Source organism: Pseudomonas nitroreducens TX1 (assembly GCF_000313755.1).
Classification (GTDB): Bacteria; Pseudomonadota; Gammaproteobacteria; order Pseudomonadales; family Pseudomonadaceae; genus Pseudomonas; species Pseudomonas nitroreducens_A.
Genome location: NZ_AMZB01000121.1, coordinates 251,958 through 268,541, shown reverse-complemented (window position 1 = coordinate 268,541; position 16,584 = coordinate 251,958). Strand labels below are relative to the sequence as shown.

Annotated in this window: 21 protein-coding genes; 15 read left to right on the top strand and 6 right to left on the bottom strand. The window is 58.5% G+C overall.

From position 1 onward, the window contains the following. Positions 1-14: 14 nt before the first annotated feature. The 4 genes from C167_RS32805 (at position 15) to C167_RS0119905 (ending at position 2,876) form a co-directional block, all read left to right on the top strand. Positions 15-275: a hypothetical protein gene (locus tag C167_RS32805; RefSeq protein WP_017520060.1), complete on the top strand. Its 261-nt coding sequence runs from the start codon at positions 15-17 to the stop codon at positions 273-275. A 599-nt stretch (positions 276-874) separates the two neighbouring features. Continuing rightward, on the top strand, positions 875-1,414 hold the full coding sequence (locus C167_RS0119915) for an OB-fold protein (RefSeq protein ID WP_017520059.1): 540 nt from the start codon (positions 875-877) through the stop codon (positions 1,412-1,414). A 133-nt stretch (positions 1,415-1,547) separates the two neighbouring features. After that, on the top strand, positions 1,548-2,078 hold the full coding sequence (locus C167_RS0119910; RefSeq protein ID WP_017520058.1) for a hypothetical protein: 531 nt from the start codon (positions 1,548-1,550) through the stop codon (positions 2,076-2,078). Positions 2,079-2,123: 45 nt separating this feature from the next. After that, the gene (locus C167_RS0119905; protein ID WP_017520057.1) at positions 2,124-2,876 is read left to right on the top strand and encodes a hypothetical protein; all 753 of its coding nucleotides are present in this window, start codon (positions 2,124-2,126) and stop codon (positions 2,874-2,876) included. A 15-nt stretch (positions 2,877-2,891) separates the two neighbouring features. On the opposite strand, the gene C167_RS0119900 is transcribed toward C167_RS0119905, so the two are convergent. After that, positions 2,892-3,968: a hypothetical protein gene (locus tag C167_RS0119900; protein ID WP_235154343.1), complete on the bottom strand. Its 1,077-nt coding sequence runs from the start codon at positions 3,966-3,968 to the stop codon at positions 2,892-2,894. 31 nt (positions 3,969-3,999) lie between these two features. Then, positions 4,000-5,202, bottom strand: coding sequence for a GNAT family N-acetyltransferase (locus tag C167_RS0119895; RefSeq protein WP_017520055.1), 1,203 nt, complete (start codon positions 5,200-5,202; stop codon positions 4,000-4,002). Between the two features lie 154 nt (positions 5,203-5,356). Between C167_RS0119895 and C167_RS0119890 the strand changes: the two genes are divergently transcribed. Next, complete coding sequence (locus C167_RS0119890) at positions 5,357-6,010, top strand: hypothetical protein (protein ID WP_017520054.1); 654 nt, start codon at positions 5,357-5,359, stop codon at positions 6,008-6,010. 42 nt (positions 6,011-6,052) lie between these two features. Here C167_RS0119890 and C167_RS33375 read toward each other — a convergent pair whose 3' ends face one another. From C167_RS33375 to C167_RS0119870, 4 genes are all read right to left on the bottom strand, one after another. Next, positions 6,053-6,787 (bottom strand): cold-shock protein, encoded by a 735-nt coding sequence (locus C167_RS33375; RefSeq protein ID WP_017520053.1) that lies wholly within the window; start codon positions 6,785-6,787, stop codon positions 6,053-6,055. An 88-nt stretch (positions 6,788-6,875) separates the two neighbouring features. Beyond that, positions 6,876-7,700 (bottom strand): MBL fold metallo-hydrolase, encoded by an 825-nt coding sequence (locus C167_RS0119880; protein ID WP_235154342.1) that lies wholly within the window; start codon positions 7,698-7,700, stop codon positions 6,876-6,878. A gap of 275 nt (positions 7,701-7,975) precedes the next feature. Then, on the bottom strand, positions 7,976-8,539 hold the full coding sequence (locus C167_RS0119875) for a hypothetical protein (RefSeq protein ID WP_017520051.1): 564 nt from the start codon (positions 8,537-8,539) through the stop codon (positions 7,976-7,978). Between the two features lie 123 nt (positions 8,540-8,662). Beyond that, positions 8,663-9,088 (bottom strand): TraR/DksA family transcriptional regulator, encoded by a 426-nt coding sequence (locus C167_RS0119870; protein WP_017520050.1) that lies wholly within the window; start codon positions 9,086-9,088, stop codon positions 8,663-8,665. Positions 9,089-9,244: 156 nt separating this feature from the next. Between C167_RS0119870 and C167_RS0119865 the strand changes: the two genes are divergently transcribed. The 10 genes from C167_RS0119865 (at position 9,245) to C167_RS0119820 (ending at position 16,583) form a co-directional block, all read left to right on the top strand. Next, positions 9,245-9,592 (top strand): hypothetical protein, encoded by a 348-nt coding sequence (locus C167_RS0119865; protein ID WP_017520049.1) that lies wholly within the window; start codon positions 9,245-9,247, stop codon positions 9,590-9,592. Positions 9,593-9,641: 49 nt separating this feature from the next. Further along, a complete protein-coding gene (locus C167_RS0119860; protein ID WP_017520048.1) occupies positions 9,642-9,962 on the top strand; it encodes a hypothetical protein in 321 nt (106 codons plus the stop codon). A gap of 113 nt (positions 9,963-10,075) precedes the next feature. Beyond that, the gene (locus C167_RS0119855; protein WP_017520047.1) at positions 10,076-10,351 is read left to right on the top strand and encodes an HU family DNA-binding protein; all 276 of its coding nucleotides are present in this window, start codon (positions 10,076-10,078) and stop codon (positions 10,349-10,351) included. A gap of 147 nt (positions 10,352-10,498) precedes the next feature. Continuing rightward, on the top strand, positions 10,499-10,990 hold the full coding sequence (locus C167_RS0119850; protein WP_017520046.1) for a hypothetical protein: 492 nt from the start codon (positions 10,499-10,501) through the stop codon (positions 10,988-10,990). A 2-nt stretch (positions 10,991-10,992) separates the two neighbouring features. Next, entirely contained in the window at positions 10,993-13,203 is a 2,211-nt protein-coding gene (locus C167_RS0119845) for a helix-hairpin-helix domain-containing protein (protein WP_235154341.1), read from the top strand. Then, positions 13,178-14,989 carry a type IV secretory system conjugative DNA transfer family protein gene (locus tag C167_RS0119840; protein WP_017520044.1) on the top strand — a complete coding sequence of 604 codons (1,812 nt, stop codon included), beginning with the start codon at positions 13,178-13,180 and terminating at the stop codon, positions 14,987-14,989. The genes C167_RS0119845 and C167_RS0119840 overlap by 26 nt, the downstream gene beginning before the upstream one ends. Before the next feature lie 36 nt (positions 14,990-15,025). Further along, a complete protein-coding gene (locus tag C167_RS0119835; RefSeq protein WP_017520043.1) occupies positions 15,026-15,367 on the top strand; it encodes a hypothetical protein in 342 nt (113 codons plus the stop codon). 101 nt (positions 15,368-15,468) lie between these two features. Next, positions 15,469-15,819: a hypothetical protein gene (locus tag C167_RS0119830; RefSeq protein ID WP_017520042.1), complete on the top strand. Its 351-nt coding sequence runs from the start codon at positions 15,469-15,471 to the stop codon at positions 15,817-15,819. A gap of 3 nt (positions 15,820-15,822) precedes the next feature. After that, positions 15,823-16,203, top strand: coding sequence for a hypothetical protein (locus C167_RS0119825; RefSeq protein WP_017520041.1), 381 nt, complete (start codon positions 15,823-15,825; stop codon positions 16,201-16,203). Between the two features lie 2 nt (positions 16,204-16,205). After that, complete coding sequence (locus C167_RS0119820) at positions 16,206-16,583, top strand: hypothetical protein (protein WP_017520040.1); 378 nt, start codon at positions 16,206-16,208, stop codon at positions 16,581-16,583. The last annotated feature ends 1 nt before the right edge of the window (position 16,584 follow it).

Sequence of the window (16,584 nt, the reverse complement as noted above, 5' to 3'; positions counted from 1 at the left end):
AGGAGCGAGCGCTCATGAATGATCCGCTGGAACTGCTCCACGCTGACTATGTCTTCTGCAGGGCCGCTGGGTCTCTCGGACCAATCACGTGGAGCGCCGGAGACACCTGGATCAGCAAGGATGGACCTGACTGGTGGCTGGACGACGATCAGCCTGCCACTGAAGACCAGGTTCGTGAGGTGATCAACCGCGCCGGATGCATCACAGAACTGCATTGCGATAAAGTCCCGACTCGGTCGCGGGAGATCTATCCCTCTCCGGCCACGGGGCCATAGCCGTCCCGGGTGGGACGATTCGCCAATAGCCTGCCAGCGATGAACGCCTTACTGAAGAACCGGGAGAACCACCGGCTTGATACCACGAGGCAGGCGATCATGAGGCCGGCGGGTCTGGACGGCCACTGCCCACGCATGACGCCACTTGTATGTAGCCCCCGACGTGCCCCCCCCAGAATCAGCCTGGGCGTCAGAGTGGGTTTTGAATACTTCGGTGCTCCGGCAGTTCCTGCAGCTCACACGCAGCTTGTCCCGCGTTCCCGAGACGTAGTGGTTGTTCCGGCCGCAAGCCACTTCGCCGGTGGCCACGCTGAAGTGAGTAACCATGTGGTGCCCCTTCTCCTATTCAGATCCATAAGCGCCTCGACCAGGTGCCAAGGCTGTTTGGGGTATCGCGTCAAACACAGACAGTAGCGCCGAACCTGTTGAGACGCATACACCAGCAGCTCCAATGCCAGATTCATGGAAGACATCCCAGGTGGCTCGGGATTGATCGGTCACAGCTATTCCGAAAAATGGCCGCTGTGGTTACAGTCGCTGCCCAACATGGTCGCCTTCCCCCGGTGGCGACCCAGCACCAACCTGCAAAGGGATTTCGCATGAACCGCTTCGCCCTGTCGCTGCTCCTGACTTCGCTGCTTGCCTCCGGCGCCACCGTTGCCGACGAAATTACTGACACGTTCGGCAATGTCGATCCTGCAGTCAGGGCCCGTCTTGAGACTCTCAAGGCTATGCGGAACCCACCTGTCGTTGAAGCCATCAATCTATATTCAGCATACGGAAGCAATGAGTTCGCGGCCGACAAGGAGTTCAAGGGCAAGTACATCGTGGTTGCTGGGATTGTCACGAACCTGAGCAAGGACCGCCGCTCGCAACAGCCTGTAGTCCATCTCAACGGGCTGCGGAAGGAGCTGTACACCCCCCAAGAGGTTCTTGCCAGCTTGTTTGAGGCTCAGTTTGCTGAGGGTAAAGACGGAAACCCCGTACTTGTACCTCCTACTGACACAGCTGCGCAGATCCGGAAGGGGCAGGAGGCTCTGCTGCAGTGCAGGGTGACCGGTAAACAAGGCAACTATTTCGTTGGGGCAGACCAGTGCCTGGTGCTTCAAGTAGACACGCCCAAACAGCGCCAGCAGTAATCGCCAGAGTAACCGTCTCATCGTTTACTCTCGTGCCCTTCGCGGATTGGTGGAAACTAACGTCTCGCTTTGAGCCAGCATCGCGCTGCTCTCCCCGTACCATCGTGGCCAGTATTGGCATCGAGCAGAACCGATGGAAAGGGACCTGCAGGAACCTGCTGATGAACACTGGCAGACCCGCTGTGGTGTACAGAAGATCATGCAGACCGACCGCTTCGGTTGTGGCATTGCATGCCTGGCGATGGTTTGGGGAAAGACATACGCCCAAGCCCGCGAGCACTTCATTTCCCAAGGACTTGGAGTACGCCGCGGTTGTCGCGTGCCCTTCTCCACCAGTTCTGGGGAGATGAGGATGGCACTGGCCACCGCGGGCCTGATCACAGCAACTCGCCGTTGGAAAGGCTGGTCAGATTTCACCGGTCTCTGTGTTCTGAAGGTACGCCACAAGTCCCCCAGCGGGGCGGACGCCTGGCATTGGGCAGTAGCTTTCAAGCACCCAGAGTTCGAGATTGGTGTCTTCGACCCGCACCGCGAGTGGCCCGGTTTCCAGCAGATGCCCGAGGACACCATTTGCACGCTTTGGGAGTCGATCCGTCCGTTCGGGGACATTCTCCTGGTGGAGCAAACTTTCCCGCTGGCGCGCCAGCCCCTGCCGGCGCACTGATTCACGGGTAATAATGGGTCCAAGCTGAGCTCTAGGTGGACCAGCATGCCCTCGTTACGGCCAAAGCCCTATCTCCTCGTCACACTCCCTTCCGAGTTGGCCGATCGCGTTTTAGCCCTCAACTCGATAGACACGACGGTTCCGCTGAGGCACGAGCAGCGAAACCACGACCATACGGAAATCCACTGCATCTTGGGGGCGTTGAAGTGCGGCCGCGACCTTCCTCTGGCCTTCCCCGCCGAGATCATTCACAGCGATCGGCCCGACATCGTGATCGAGACCCCGGTAGAAACGATCGGCGTGGAGATCGTCGAGGCAGTGTCGCCGACGGCCGCCAGCCTTGAAGTGCTTCGTGCAAGGACCCCGGAGGCGCCTTCTATTGCCTGGGCAAGGAAGGAGATTCCCGGCTCCCCTCAACTGCCCGCCAAGCAGTTAAAGCAGATCCTCGAGGAGGAGATTCGGCTAGAAAAGGATGAAAGCCTTCGCCATCTTCAGGGAGGAGATGGCTTCGCCGGCGATGGCGCCGTCGCTTGGGCTAAGGCGATGGCTCATTTTGTTGGCCAAAAGATGGAGAGCATTCTGAAGGCAGGATTCAGCACCTACGATCGGAACTGGCTGCTGGTCTATGACAACTGGGGTGAACAGCCAATATCTCAAGCCCAGGCTGATGACCAACTGCAGTTGGAACTGCAGCTGGTCGGTGCCTTCACTGTCTATGACCTGGTGCTGATCCTCAATGACGAGGCGCTGGCTTGTTTCAGCCCTGCTGGGCACTGGCGGAATAGGAAAAGTCGGTAGCCGCTTCCTGGCTCCTCAGTCGATAGCTCGCACCGGAAGCTTCAGGCAACCCCAGCCGGTACCACCGGCCAGCACCACCGGCTGAGCGATGCCGTCCATGTGCAGTTCAGGGAAATCACAATAGCGCTCCATTGCCCGTACAAAGCGCATAGCCAACTCGAACCCACGATCTTGGTGCTCAGGCACCGGCAGGCTCTCGCCCGGCACTACGTCACCCACCACACTCCCAAGCGACTTGGATGTAGCGGCTAAAGTGAGATGAAACGCGCTATGGCCTTCAATGAAGCTGCCGAAGATCGAGGTCTCGATCTTGTCGATCACCTGGAGTTGAGGTTGCCGGAACAGAACCACAGCGGTGGTCTGCTTGCCGCCCGTGGGCGAAGTGATCCAGTTGTAGATAGCATTCGTTGTTTCGTCTGACGGCAGGTACGGATCAGGCGTCATTCCAGTGAGGAAGACGGGAACGGCGCCTAGCTCCGGGTCCTGAATATCCCCTAGGCGTGAGATAGGCAGGCCCGGAGGGATGCCGAAATCGCTCCCGTCGTCCAGTTTCAGTGCCCAACCCAGGTGTTCGAACATGGCCAAGTAGACCCGGTCGCAGGTGTAGGTGAACGCCCGGATGATGTTGTCCTCAGTCCCCGGGATCAGCGCCAGGTTCTCTGAATCTAGCCGCTGAAGAATCTCACTCAGCTTGTCGGACGGCCGCTCTCCCTCACGGTACAGCGCGCCTTCAGCTGCAGCCCGCAGCGGAACCAGGTCATACGACCCCAGGGGGTTCGCCCACAAGAACGTGTTGGCGAAAGCTGGCTTCACACCGAACTCATGGATGAGGATGGCGCGGTGCTCAGCGAGGCTTGCTAGCCTTTGGGCCGGGTTCCTCCCGATATCCTCGGTGACACAGTGCTTGGCCGGATTACAAGCCGCAACCATGTCGTTCCAATGAGGCCAACCGGAGAGCCGGAGAAGAGCTTCCCGGCTACGGTATTTCAGGCCAGGCAAATAGCCGGCAAGGCACGCTACCCAGGCGAGCGCATAGTCCTCGGCCGGGAAGACCATCGGATCACGACGATCCACTGCTTTGATGGTGGTCACGAACAAACTCCTCGAGGTGCGAGCGATAGGCTCACGCACCGTTTTCCTTCAACCAGCGCTTCTGTAGCTCGCTGCCATGCACCCTGACGAACGCTTCCATCTCGGAAGACAACGGGCGTTCAATCCAAAAATCACCGAACAGCTCCAGGAATTTGGGCCATCGAGCGCGCACAAGGCCCTGCCGGCGGTAGGAAGGCGCCAGCCAGATCCAAGCCAGTGCCCATTCGCTGCCGTACTGATCGGCCTCAGGTCGCCGACTGAAGGCACAGGCACCAGCAATGGTGCCGTTCTGCCCCGCCGGGATGAGGTAACCACGCCAGTCGACAGAGGCCTTCGCAGTTCCATTCCCCGGCCACTGAATGAAGTCGTAACCGAAGTCCTCCCGAAAACGGGCTGCGCGCCTGAATACCTCCCGATGCATCCACTGCGGTTGCTGGGGGCCGACTTCCTCGCCTGCGAACCCGGCTGTGAGTTTGCCGGCGAACAGTCTGTTGGGGGGCGGATCAAGTACCCGCTCAGTGGCCCGGTGGATACTACGATGGGCAACCCGGTCACTCCGGCTGCTGGCGAGATATCCGAACCCACAGTATTCGCAGACCTTGAAGTCGTTCTTTACCTCGCGATGCCGGGCACCACGCACCTCAAGGTACAGCGCTTCTTCACCCTGTAGAGCCAGGGTCACCCGGTTACCAGCCTGATCCTTGTGGCTTTTCGTTTCAGGAAAGCCTGGCCGAACAATCGCGCTGGACTTGATGACCTGCTTCTGACGCTCACGGGACTGCTCATAAGTCCAGATCCGGTACTCGGACTCGGTCATCACCGGTTTATTGATGAGCCGCTTCTTCAGCTTGGCAACCAATCGTTCGGGGAAGACCCGGAAGCCCAGGCTCTCCATGTAGATCAGGAGTGCGACAGCGTCTGCAGCACAGAAGCCCTGAAACAGGAACACCTGGTCATCGACGTGTTGGGGCTTCCGGCACAGGCTCGCTTCGCTGATTCTAAAGTAGGCCGCTAGCGCTGGCGCATAGTGCCCGGCTTGTCCCCAGGCTCGGCGATCAGTGGCTGTAACCAGGTCCTGGAAGTCGGACCGCTCGATCGAGTCGTTATCGAGGAGTCTCTGTTCGACCTCTGTGCACCTACTGCGAGGTGAAGGCACTGTACCGCCTTCGGGATGCTTCTCCGAGAGCAGCGCGAACAGCTGCTTCAGGTCATCACTCGAGAATTCGCCCTTCAACAGAGCACCTCTAAGTCAATCGAAAGGATGGTTGGGGATAGGCGAGTCTAACGTCCGCCGGCGGATTTCAAAGAGGACGTCCAGACGCCAATGTGCACACTCCTCTCTCGCCAACTACCGTGAATGTGCCACCACCATTCAGAGGTGTCTCATCATGGTTGCCCCAAGGAAGAGGCTCTACGTCTTCTGGACCTACGTACTGATGACGCTTGCGCCGATGGCGCAAGCCTTCGCAGAAGAAACTGCGAAGGCACCGCCACCGTTCGGGCCGACCACGCTGAAGGAATGGTTCGATCTTGCGGGCGGTCTTACGGCTGCATTAATTGCGATTGTTGGGCTATTTCGAGGCCTACGAACTGCAGAGGAGTCGGTCAAGCAGCGGAAGGAGGATCACCGACAGCGCCAGCTCGCGGCATCGCATGACATGATCAACGAGGTCTTCTCTGACCCCCTGGCGCGAGCAGCCATGCGAATGATGGACTGGTCAGGCCGTACCTTCACTTACGCTGGAAACCCCTATGTCGTGCATTGGAATGAACTCCGGCCAGCACTTGCGGTGGCGCAAAAAGGATTGGGCTTCAGCAAGCAGCAGGAATTCATCCGCGATGCCTTTGAGGCATTTTTTGACCACATGCTTGTGCTCAACCACTTCATAGATCGGGAGTACCTGAATGCCAAAGATGTGGCGGTGCCCCTCAAGTATTACGCCCAGGCCGTCATCCGGTACCCCACAACGTACGATGATTTCCTGCAGGAGTATGGTTACAGCGAGGTCAAGGTCCTACTCGCTAAGCTCGCAATCCTGTGAACGCCTAAACGGAAAAGGCCGGCAATTAGCCGGCCTTTCTGGTTAAGTGCGGCGGGATTGAAGCCGTTTCCAGCCCCACTCCAAGGCTTTCCCTCCCAGTCTCAGCGAAGGAATCACGGCGGAGTCCCAGATCTCTCCCAACGTGCCCTTGCTCACCCGGCCGACAATCGGGGTCTGGTCGCGTTCTTCTTGGCGAGCGAATTCAGCCAGCATGGCATTGACTCGCGCGTACTCGCGTTCGAGAAGATCCGGGTCCGCGGAGAACGCTACTCGCTGGGCATACACCGGTTCTCCTGATGCGGAGTAGACAGTCTGCAGATAGTTCGGGTTGTCCCGGCTGGGCTGGCTCGATCGTTGGATGCGGAAGTTGATGATCGCATTCGCCCCCCGCGCCTTGGCGCAGTTCACAAGCTCCCGCTCGGCATCGCCGGCGGACATGAACGAGCCGATGAGAGGGCAATGCACGCCGCCGATGATCTCGATATCACCACCAGGAAGGACGTCGGTAGACGAGACGATGAAGTTCGTGAGGTCGACGTAATACTTCGACGGAGCCTGGCCGAGGCTCGCTGCCATAGCAGCGGGGCCCTTCTCAGTGGCGGTAGGAGTGAAATGCACCTGCTGACCAGCATCAGGTATCTCACCACCGCGAACCTCGCTGATGTGTAGGAAGTAAGACTTGCCATCGGCTCCGTCAACGAAGCCAAATCCGCGCTCAGCGTCGAAACGCTTCACGTAGCCGGTCATCTCCTCAGCAGTGTTCAAATCCTTACTCATGGCCACGATCTCCAGTCGTCACGGTAGGGATTGTAACGGTCCGGAGCATAAGTCAAAGCTTCTCGCATTCAGATCGGATCTTGAGTGGTCAGTCCGCGACTAGAGGTGGCGGGAGCAAGACATCCGACATCGGCTCTGGCACCACAAAGTTGTACGGCTTCAATTGCTCAAGGAGACCGTCGTAGTTGAGGAACGGGATCGTGCGCGCTGGAGTAGCGGGGTCGTTGCCAAAAAAGTTCTCCCAGTGACCCAGAATCACTAAACGTGGCTTTGTCACCTTGAGGAGTCCAGTCGGATAGTAGTCCACTTGATTCCATCCTCCGCCGCAGATCACAACAACGTCGATTGGCTTAGAATCTGCGATCAGTGGTGGATACCCGAATGTTGGTTCTGCAGCTGAGTCCTGGTAGTACTGCCTGTACACGGGCTTGCCATCTTCCCCCAGCAAATCTATCAGCCAGGAAATGGTTACCTGCCCCAGCTTCCAGTCCAGTATCCCAGTGGGGAGTTGGTCGAGGTCCTTGCAACAATACTCCCCGCCTATGAAGTTGTGCCTGAACAGGTGGCCGGCATGCATGCTGGTGATGGGCATGGCCCGTGTCGTGCCGGGAGGGATAGGCGAATGGCGATCGCCGTCTTTTAGGGTGCCACCCCCGGAGTAGAACCAGGTGCCCGGCAGGTCGGGCCTTCGGTGATCAGCAATCTGGTCCATCGCCGGGACAACCACTGAACCCGGCGGGAAGATTTTCTGACCGTCCGCAGTCTTCGCCGCGGCCAGAATGTGCTTCACAGTCTCCGAACCGTACACGGTTGCGTGCGGGGTGTGCTTCTCTCGAACACGCGGCACGTCCAGTAGGTGGTCGTAGTGCGCGTGGCCAACTAGGAGCATTGTGACGTCGTCAGCCGGGGGCATGAGGCGATCGATACGCTCGTTGTTCGCGATCACATGGGCTGGCGGTATCCCAAGGAGCCCAAAGCTTGCGGGGTTGCTGAACGAAGGCGCCAGCAGCACCCCTTCCCCACGCCAGTGAATCAGCCACCCTCCAACACCCAGGAACTGAATTTTGGGTTCTGATCCCCACTTCTGATTTTGAACTGGTAACCCACGGCTCAGTGGCTCGTGTGTGCAGCCCGCTAAGACACAAATGCAGGCCAGCAGTGCAAAAGCTCGCATACCTCACCCCTCGTCTAGGGATCGATTTGCACGCGGTAGTGACGCGCCCATAGGAGCAGGAACATGGACACAAGCAGCACTGCGTTCGTGACATCAGGGGCGAACAGGCGCACCAGCAACCCGAATCTGAAGTAGTCCACGCCGAGGGAAACAACAACCAAAGCGCTGATCACCCATTGAAGCCCGCGCCACGTTATTCCCCTCCCGACTCGATTGATCACAGCAACCAGGGGCAAGCCAAGGAAAACCAGGTACACAACCCACACCTGGCCGAGAGGAAGCGGCGATTCAAGGAAATTGAGGGCTGCGAATGCCAGCAAGAGCATGCTGCAGTTGACCAGGTCGACGCCAAACTCACGCCCGTCGCTATACCTTCGCCGACGTCGAATGATGAGCAACTGGAGGGTGTGGTTGGTGATGAACCAGAGTCCGACCCCCAGAGCCCAACCATTCGGTGTTGAGGCCCCAAGGAGATACACGGAACGCAGCCCGGCACTGAAACAGAACAAAGCGATGCCGAGGGCCGCAAGATACAAGAGGCCAGAGACCCACAGGGGAACGCGAAGACCTGCGTCCATGCAGCAGCTCCTGATTGGAGACTTATCGCCGAGATAGGACTGAGTTTAGAGCGTGATTTGAGTAGTGCAGGAGATAGGTGTGGAGCGGTAGATGTTGGGGGGAGCTCCCCCCAAAACCTGAGGTTAGGCAACGCGTTGGTGTTGAGAACGGCGCTCGAGCGTTTCCTGTGCGTCGACGCAGAGGCTTGCGGTTGGCGCGACCAGCAGGCGCTGCAGCGAGATCTCCGCACCCGTTTGTTCGCACCATCCATAGCTCTCCTCCTCGATCCGCTCCAACGCGCCACCAATCTCCTTCAGTTCAGACTGGTAGCGTTGAAGCATTCGCAGCTCCATTGAACGCTGTTCCTCCACGCTCGCGGTGTCCGCGATGTCAGGCAGGCGATTGTCCGACTCCCCGCGAAGAGTTTCGGCACGATCGCTTAACAGTTCCTGGAGCTTCGCTTTTCGATTCAGGAGGAGGACCTTGAAAAAAGCGAGTTGCGGAGCAGACATGTAGTCCGAGGCAGGCATGGCCAACAGTTGCTCTTGTGTGATGGTCACTTGTGTCATTTTCGGAACCCGAAAGGATTGGTGAATAGGCCCATCCTAACGAGCGACCTTTTTCGTTCAAGTGGGAACCACCCGTTGAAATCCGCAATGTCCGGTCACTTGAAGTGAAATACACCGCCGTTAAGTTGTTCTCGACACGAACCACAGGAGAGAGCAATGAACTTTCAAACCCCCCCCAACGGACGGGAGGCGTTCGACCAGCGCTATGGCGCCGCCGCGTACACCCTGGCCGATCAACTCAGCTTCATCTACTTCCGCGCCGCCGGCGTCGAACCGAGTCACTGGGAAAGCCGTCTTTACGCCAATGGGCTTGTAGCGCTCGCACCTGTGGCAACTGATCCGCAGATCCAGGCCGCCTTTGACTCTGTGGAGCTTGCCGAGGCACACGCAAAGGCATTCGCCCGTGCGATGGAAGGTCTTAGCGCCCACGGCTGCTCGGATGAGGTCTTCGAAGTGCTCAGGACCGCCGAAGAGCAAATTCTGGAGCTTCATCCCCCTGTCTAGCTCTAACAGGTGCTGCTACCCTTGTGTCGTGAGTCAGGAGGAATGCGCGATGTCTGAAACCTTCAAAAGCGCCACCGAAATCCATGTAGGCCCATTCCAATACAGCGAGAACGCCATGTTGGCAGTTCTGCTGTGCTTGAGTGTCGCTGCCTTGGCACTGGCCGCCATGATTGGGACAGTTCCTGCGAGTGATGCAGCTCTGTCGATCCGCCTGACCTCGGTTCAACTCGTCGCTGCCTACCTCATTTCGCCCATGACGTGGGTGGCGGGATATCTATTCCATCGCGCTGGCTCGAAAACCATCGCGAATATCCTGCCGCTGATTGGTGTTGGCTTCCTGGCTGGCGCCCTTGGATCTAGCCTGCTCTGATCAAACTTCGGCCTGCGAGCAACAGGCCGAACATTCCATACTCAGTTTGAGTTGGACTACTGCGATCGGTCGTTATACTGCCTACCTCCCTAATCCAATCTGGAGTTGAGACAGTGAACAAGCAGGACCTGATCGTAGCTGTAGCCCAACACGCTGACATTCCGAAGTCGGTAGCCGGCAAAGCAGTCGATGCGCTCATCGAAACCGTCACCGGTGCTTTGAAGGCAGGCGACACTGTGGCCCTCGTCGGCTTCGGCTCCTTCGGCGTCAAAGAGCGTTCCGCTCGCACCGGCCGTAACCCTCAAACCGGCAAGGCTATCGAGATTTCCGCCAAAAAAATTCCGGGCTTCACCCCTGGAAAAGGACTGAAGGATTCTGTGAACGGCTAATACAACGGCTACGCAAAACCCCGCCACGGCGGGGTTTTTTATTGCCTGATGAATCGTTGGACCAACGATAATCCTGTCGACCCAATTTGTCGGTGACCCACGAAAAAGGGCCACTCCTAACCAACTATTCGGAAAAGGAACCAAGACATGAAACCCACCCAAATCCACACTCCGGAAGCGAAGGCGTTCTTGGTCGATGGGAGTACCTGGCCCGCGACGATTAACACCTCCCTCCCCCACTTCCTGGCCAAGGCCTCGGGCATGCTTTTCGGCTGCAAAGGAAAGCAAGAGGTTCGCGTGGCCGAAGGCCAACTGCTGCCCAAGATTGAGCACGCCAGGAACCAGGTCCTGCGGCAGCTCCGTCCTTTCCTCTTCACCGACCCGACTGGATTGTTCAACGGGATGGATGCAGTCCCAGCATATGACGAGTCCCTGGTAATCGCTGAGCAGGTACTGCCGGCGGTGGATCTGCTGGTGGACTTCGACATTTTCGTTGGGCTGACGCGCCTTTACCCAGGGCTGGTGAGTGATGCAGCTGCCATCCGCACGGACCTGGCGAACCAGATCGCGCGAAGCTTCAACGGCGTCCATAAGAGCGTGCGGACCATGAACAGCGGCCGCGCACAACCAAGCGGATGAGCATGACACCACAGCAGGATAATGGGGCTGAGTCCCTCAACCGCGAACGCGGCACTCTCGTCGATATTGTTTTCCGTGACCCCGCCGGCCCGTGGTCGGTATGCACGTTCAGACGGGACGACAACACCTCATTCACCGGTACTGGCAACTTCGGCAACGCCATCCTCTATGAGGACTACATCCTCTACGGGAAACGAGTTCCTGACCTGGACGGGGCTGATTTCGATGTCAGCCAGTTCACCTCCATGCCACCGGCCAAGGTCGAGTCCTTGGTTGGATATCTCAGCGATCTGACCAAGGTTCCCCGCAGCGTTACAAGCAAGGCAGTTCAGCATTTCGGCGAAAACCTGATTCCAATACTGGACCAGTCGCCTACCCGACTCGTTGAGGCCGGCATCTCGGTTCCGGAGGCCCAAGCCCTCGGCCAGGCCTGGGCAACACAGCGCAGCGAGCAACTCGCTCTCGCCCACATCGATGTCGAAGGTATCCCCCCGGCCAAGCTGGCTACGCTGCAGCGGCGGCTGGGCTATACAGCGAACCTCAGTGAGGTGCTGAAGGAGGACCCCTACCTCCTCTACGTCCATTTCGAGGACATCCTCTTCTCTTCAGCACAGAACCTGGCCAAACGCTTCGGGGTGACCAGCAACACCGTATCGGCGGTGAAGGGTGCAGTGATTGGCGTACTACGCCGCGAAGCCTGGCTTGGACACAGCTACGTTGAGGGCCGCCCGCTGATCGAGGCGGTAATGAAGATGCTGCGGCTGACGAAGGACGAGATCAGGCCTCTCATCGCCCAGGCGGTGACTGATTTGGCGATGGCCAAGGTCGTGCACGCCAGCAATGGACAGCTCCAGCTGCTCAGCCTTCATGACGCGGAGAAGTCGCTTGCCACCTTGGTGCAGAAATGGGCAGGCCTTGGCTGCTCGGACCTTGAGGATCTGGTCCCGACGGACAAGATGGCCGCAAAGCTGCTAAAACCGCTGGAACTCGACGCACAAGCGACCAAAAGCTTGTCCGCCGGGCTTCGCTCATTGTTGAGCGAGCGGTTCGCACTGGTCCAGTGCGAAACCCTCGACGACCAGATGGCAGTGATTCGAGGTCTGGACCTCTTCCTGTCTGGGTTCGGCGCCGACGCTGTGTACTCCGCCTATACCAGCGAGATGGCCGACGAGGTCAGTCGCCTTATCACCGACGACACGGTCGTTTTCACTTACTCAGCCCTGATCGGTATCGACCCGAAGACGGGCGTCCCGGCGCAGCACGGCAAGCGGCCGATCAACGCCGACGTGCTGATCATTGCTGGCGCTGATTCCCTGGGCGTTGAGGAGATGGTGAACATCCTCCGCGCAGTGCCAGAGACCAGTAGGGTCTACATGCTGGGTGCAGTGAAAGACCTACCCGCACACTCCATTGGCCAACCGTTCTCAGAGTTGGCACAAGCCGGCCCATCGCGCACGTTCCAGGCCAGCTTCTGGCTTTCAGCGCGGACACATCAGCGCGAAGCCTCGCGCCGAATATGGAGCGGCACACTCAAAGCCAACAGTGAGAGCTTCGATCCGTGCCAGGCAATTTCGTGGCTCCCGGTGCCGACTGACCTCCTTAACGAAACCCTGCCGCTAGTTCTGAGGGAGTTCGCGCAGCAGCTTGAGATTGATCCGCTGCAGGACATTAGGGTGGTTGCACCTTCAGCACGCGGAAGCGCCGGCGAAGACCTTCTGGGGCCGATGGCGGCCGCCATTGCCCGAGAGTTCACCGGTGAGGAGCGGCTGGTTGAGTTTCACGGAAAAGGGTTGTTCAAGGGACTGCCGTTCGTAGTCCGGCAGTCAGTAGCAAGTACGAACCATCCTCCGTTCTCGGTCTTCACGGCAGCAGACCTCAACCCTGAGCGGCTCGATGCAGTAGACCGCCTTGGGAACCAGTTCCGGCTGAACCTGGCGCAGCGCCTGGACGTGTTTCAGGGGGCAGTGATGACACCGAAGCTGTTCCGTGGCCGGGTCTATGAGGTCGTTGTCCTGGTTGTCAGGGAAGGTCAGCAAGCGCTGATCAACTCCACCCTCCTCTCCACTCTCCTCAATAGCGCCAGGACCACTCTTCTGATCGTGGGCGCCCTCGATGGACTGCTCACTGGATACACGGAGCGTGAGCCAACGATGGCGCGGTCCCTTCTCATCAAACGGATGAACCCAGATGTCGATCAAATCAGCACGACTTGAAGCGCTCGCCGCGGAACACGCGGAGATCCAGCGCCGGCGGAACATTGCGATCAGCTTGCCGTTGGTAGGGGCCGCAATCCCGTTCATGCCGCTGCCACTGACGATCGCCATCGCCGCTGGCTGTGCAATCTGGTCGCTCATGCTGGACAGGAAGGAAGCGGAGTCATCGACCACCGACGTTTGGGATGCTGGCTATACCGAGGCTCCAATCCCGGACTGCGATTTCCGGCGCTCAACGTTCTTGGGTAAGACCATCCCTTGGACTGAGTGGAAGGACCGCGTGGACGCGATAACCACCTCCAAGGGCATTGCTACGGCCGACGATATCCGGCGCGAGCTGATCGAGACTTACCCCTCGATGATCCCCTTCATGCTGTCCGATGACATCATGACGCGCCATGTAGCGCTGCTGGCTGCGACCGGGACCGGCAAGACGGAATTGCTGTTGGCAATCATCCAACAACAGATAAAAAAAGGGGCAGGCCTTCTGCTAATCGAAGCGAAATCAGACTCTGATTTCTCTGGCTCGATCTACGGAATGATGGAGGCCGCCGGCCGGCTTGATGAGCTCCAGATCATCAACTTCGAGTTCCCGGAGATGTCGCACTCCTACAACCCGTTCTTCTCGGGCGGTGTGCGCGCCACAATCTCCACCGCGATGAAGCTCCAAGCCAACTCGAAGGAAGAGTTCTGGACTGACATCGCGCGCTACTCGCTGACCGCCGCAGTCCTCGCCTTGAAGCTGCAGCCCGGGGAACCGGTGTTCCACATCAAGGACATCATCGCGGTCTTGAGTGACTTCGACCTCCTTCTCAGTTTCATACGCGGCATTCGGACCTCCGACTCGATCTATCACAACGACGGCGTGGAGTGGCTGCACAGCTACCTGCGCTTCTGGTTCGATGAGCAGAATGAGGCCTGGAACCTGAAGGGCTACAAGCAACTTCTGCAGGGTCTGGTCTCCAAGCTCTCGGCATTTGCACACAGCGAATACTCCAGCATCGTCAACACCTACAGCCCCGATGTCGATCTCAAGGAAGCGATCCTTCAGAACAAGGTCGTTGTGCTGTCCATGTCGTCGCTAGCTGACAAAGACGGCGTGGAGTTGTTCGGCAAGCTGTTCATCTCGGACCTGGCCCGGGCGATCGGTGAGATCCAGCTCTCCAAAGAAAAACCGTTGATGATGTGCCCGGCGATCTTCGACGAATACCCTTCGTTCATGGACGAGAGTCAGGTTTCGCTGTTCCAGCTCGCGCGATCGGCCAACGTCCCGATCATCATCGCCTTCCAGGGTGTCGGCTTCCTGCAGAACATCTCTCCTGCCTTCGTGGAGATGGTGCTGGGCAACTGCTGGACGCACCTCTACTGCGACATCAGGGACGCCCAGACAAGGGAGTTCGCCGTGAAGCTGGCGGGCACCATGATCAAACGCTTCGTCCAGGAGTCGTCGGGCAGCAGCACAGGGCAAAGCTACGCCTCGGAGCAGTCCGGCCTCTACACAAACGATTCGGAAGGCTCCAGCTCCAGTACCGGATTCAAGGCCACGCGAGAGGACATCTTGCAACCGGAGGACTTCGCATCCCTGGACCAGGGCGACGGGATCATCGTGGCGAAGTCCGGCACGTATCGCGTTCGGATGCCGCTTGTTCGCAACACCTTCCCGAACGTGCACTTCAAAGACATGCGCCTGGTCCGCCGTCCACGCCGGGCTAAATCGGGCGTGAATGCCTGGCAACGCTTCCACGAGAAGAACAAGGCGATGCTGAACCGGATGACTGGAGGCTGAATTTAGCATGCGAAACTCGACCAATGAGGTGAGCCAATGAACTGGCAAGACAAGCTTCGGAACTGGGATTGGGACTTCACCGTCATCTGGAGTTGGTTCCTGGACATCACTCAGTTCCACGTCCAGCGAATCGGCTGGCCTGCATATCTGGCAATTGGCGGGGTGATCATCACGCTTGGGTTGGCGTTTCAGCCCACCAGGGGGCTGACGTCACTGATCATCAACGCCTTCATTCGCACGGTGTTCAACTACATCCAGATCGTTCTGTCGCTGGTTACCGTTCAGCTGTTCGGCTTCCTGGGCAAGGTAGTCCTTGCTCAGTTCCATCGGACCAGACGCTGGCTGAGCCAAATTTTCCAAGAAAAGCGTCCTTCCTGACCCCAACCCTCCCCTGCTGATGGCCGGTGCAACACCGGCCGTACCCGGAGCCCAAGAAAAGGGGCACTCACTTTCCACTATTGGGGAAAGGAGGGCCCTTTATGAATGTTCACGCTTGGGCTTTGGGAGTTGGTTGCCTGCTGGCTATGACAGCCCAGTACGCAGCTGCTGACTCCGACCCGTACGTAATCGATCAGCGCGACCCGCGATACCAGCGTGCCATTGAGCACCTGTCCCTCGCTGCGCAAAACCTTCGCATGGCTCAGGACGAACTGAAAAAGGCCGAAGCCAGCGCCCCACTTCCCGGACTTGATCTCGTAAGGATGCTCAGCCAGGTCAGGCCCGTGGAAGAGACCATCAACGTAGTGCTTCAGCCGGAGCAAAAACGCCTCCGGTATCACTCCGTTACCCCCGATGGCCTGTTTTTCACACCAACTCGAGTCGGAGACTGACCAATGCAAATGACTGGCCTCGCGCCGCAACTGAAAACGGAGGATCTGAAACGCTTCGCGTTGGCGGTCCTCGCCCTGGCGGTTGCCGCCTTCATGGTGGCGATGCCCGAGATTGCCATGGCGGCATTCGACGGCGACTTCGCTCCCGACAAGGAAATCGCCAAGCAGTCGAACAACAGCTTCCTGGGTTGGTGGCGACTGATCGCGAGCTACGGCCTGTGGGCGGGCCTGGGAATGCTGCTGATCTCCGTCCTCTTCGCCGGTGCGCGTGGTTGGTGGGTGTTCGTCCTGGTGGTTCTGATCTGCCTGTTCGGGGAAACCATCGTCATCAAGGCGGGCAACCTGGCCGGTTTCGACATGACCGGTGCTTCTGGGAGCAAGTAACGATGCACTTGAGAGTCACAGGTGAGTCATCGACTTATGCCTTTGCTACCTCCCCGGTGAACTTCGGCGGCCTGACTCAGGAGGACTTGCTGGCGTTCATGTTCCCGCTGGTGATCGTCAGCAAGACAACCGGCGAAAACCTCTGGGCATTCGCGATCGCTTTCTTCTGCCTGTGGCTCTTCAAGCGCCTAACCCGGAATCAGCCTCAGGGCTTTTTGGCCCTGAAGGCCTCCACCCTAGTTGGCGACCTCTACGTCATGACCAGCGAATTTCCGGCCGTTCAGAAAGCGATCGGAAAGCTGGGACGCCTAAGCGCACGAATCTGGATCGAGTTCGGATTGATCCCCGCCCCTTCCTACTGCAATCGATACGAGCCCTGAC

What these genes read in the sequence shown, in the direction of transcription:
- C167_RS0119860 (WP_017520048.1), top strand. Translation starts at nt 9,642, where the DNA reads ATGTCTGAAACCTTCAAAAGCGCCACCGAAATCCATGTAGGCCCATTC.
- C167_RS0119840 (WP_017520044.1), top strand. Translation starts at nt 13,178, where the DNA reads ATGTCGATCAAATCAGCACGACTTGAAGCGCTCGCCGCGGAACACGCG.
- C167_RS33375 (WP_017520053.1), bottom strand. Translation starts at nt 6,787, where the DNA reads ATGAGTAAGGATTTGAACACTGCTGAGGAGATGACCGGCTACGTGAAG.
- C167_RS0119845 (WP_235154341.1), top strand. Translation starts at nt 10,993, where the DNA reads ATGACACCACAGCAGGATAATGGGGCTGAGTCCCTCAACCGCGAACGC.
- C167_RS0119870 (WP_017520050.1), bottom strand. Translation starts at nt 9,088, where the DNA reads ATGACACAAGTGACCATCACACAAGAGCAACTGTTGGCCATGCCTGCC.
- C167_RS0119865 (WP_017520049.1), top strand. Translation starts at nt 9,245, where the DNA reads ATGAACTTTCAAACCCCCCCCAACGGACGGGAGGCGTTCGACCAGCGC.
- C167_RS0119830 (WP_017520042.1), top strand. Translation starts at nt 15,469, where the DNA reads ATGAATGTTCACGCTTGGGCTTTGGGAGTTGGTTGCCTGCTGGCTATG.
- C167_RS0119850 (WP_017520046.1), top strand. Translation starts at nt 10,499, where the DNA reads ATGAAACCCACCCAAATCCACACTCCGGAAGCGAAGGCGTTCTTGGTC.
- C167_RS32805 (WP_017520060.1), top strand. Translation starts at nt 15, where the DNA reads ATGAATGATCCGCTGGAACTGCTCCACGCTGACTATGTCTTCTGCAGG.
- C167_RS0119820 (WP_017520040.1), top strand. Translation starts at nt 16,206, where the DNA reads ATGCACTTGAGAGTCACAGGTGAGTCATCGACTTATGCCTTTGCTACC.
- C167_RS0119835 (WP_017520043.1), top strand. Translation starts at nt 15,026, where the DNA reads ATGAACTGGCAAGACAAGCTTCGGAACTGGGATTGGGACTTCACCGTC.
- C167_RS0119880 (WP_235154342.1), bottom strand. Translation starts at nt 7,700, where the DNA reads ATGCCCCCGGCTGACGACGTCACAATGCTCCTAGTTGGCCACGCGCAC.
- C167_RS0119890 (WP_017520054.1), top strand. Translation starts at nt 5,357, where the DNA reads ATGGTTGCCCCAAGGAAGAGGCTCTACGTCTTCTGGACCTACGTACTG.
- C167_RS0119875 (WP_017520051.1), bottom strand. Translation starts at nt 8,539, where the DNA reads ATGGACGCAGGTCTTCGCGTTCCCCTGTGGGTCTCTGGCCTCTTGTAT.
- C167_RS0119915 (WP_017520059.1), top strand. Translation starts at nt 875, where the DNA reads ATGAACCGCTTCGCCCTGTCGCTGCTCCTGACTTCGCTGCTTGCCTCC.
- C167_RS0119905 (WP_017520057.1), top strand. Translation starts at nt 2,124, where the DNA reads ATGCCCTCGTTACGGCCAAAGCCCTATCTCCTCGTCACACTCCCTTCC.
- C167_RS0119910 (WP_017520058.1), top strand. Translation starts at nt 1,548, where the DNA reads ATGGAAAGGGACCTGCAGGAACCTGCTGATGAACACTGGCAGACCCGC.
- C167_RS0119825 (WP_017520041.1), top strand. Translation starts at nt 15,823, where the DNA reads ATGCAAATGACTGGCCTCGCGCCGCAACTGAAAACGGAGGATCTGAAA.